The organism is Vibrio sp. 1078-1 (assembly GCF_033340475.1).
In genome coordinates this window covers 1-745 of the sequence record NZ_JAWOWM010000283.1, presented here as the reverse complement: position 1 = coordinate 745, position 745 = coordinate 1, and the positions used below count along the sequence as shown (strand labels likewise).

1 protein-coding gene is annotated in these 745 nt (G+C 51.0%); it reads left to right on the top strand.

Annotated elements, in window-relative coordinates:
• Positions 1 to 745 (top strand): DUF3612 domain-containing protein (locus R7190_RS27120; RefSeq protein ID WP_318137834.1); only part of this gene is annotated, 745 nt, incomplete at both ends.

Sequence of the window (745 nt, the reverse complement as noted above, 5' to 3'; positions counted from 1 at the left end):
CCAAGCAATTGATTACGTCATTCATGGAACCTCCGGGCACCATTTATCTCAACAAACGGATGCGCGACTACCCTACCCGTTTAAAATACGACTTATCGGTATACATTGGCCACCGCGTATTGCACAGCAGCGACGCGATGAATAACGTGCTCTCCATCGGACATCAGAATAACTGGGAACAAATGGACAGCCCCGTGTCGAACTCTGAGCTAAATTCGCAAGACATTCTGCAAGCTTGGCGAGACTTTGAGTCCAGCTTTTTTGCAGGAGCTCTGCTTTGCCCTAAAGTGCCATTTCGTCAGTTGCTCGACCGCTCCGGTTACGAAATTGATGTTCATAAAAAAGCAGGCGTTTCGCCATCCGTTGCGATGCGCCGCATGACCGTTGTGTCACCATACCCCCATTGGCACTATTTCGACGCGTACGGGCCGGGCAAGCTTAAAGCTGTGTATCGAGGGAATGGCATCCCACTTCCTTGGGGCAACATGCGCAAAGTGAATGACCCATGCCAACACTGGGCGGTATTCAGACGTCTATCTCAACCTTTAGATACGAGCTCTGCGCAAATCTCGATTTTGAATGTGGGTGACGAGCCACGCATTTATTGCTGCGAATCGGTCAACGTATTTGACCCGGCGGGGAACAACCGAGTGTTGTGCGCGGGGATAGATTTAAACCCTGCGATTTCAGCACAAGGCGGTGATGCGGTTTCCATAGCGGAAGAGTTGAAGTCTCTCTGTGTCGC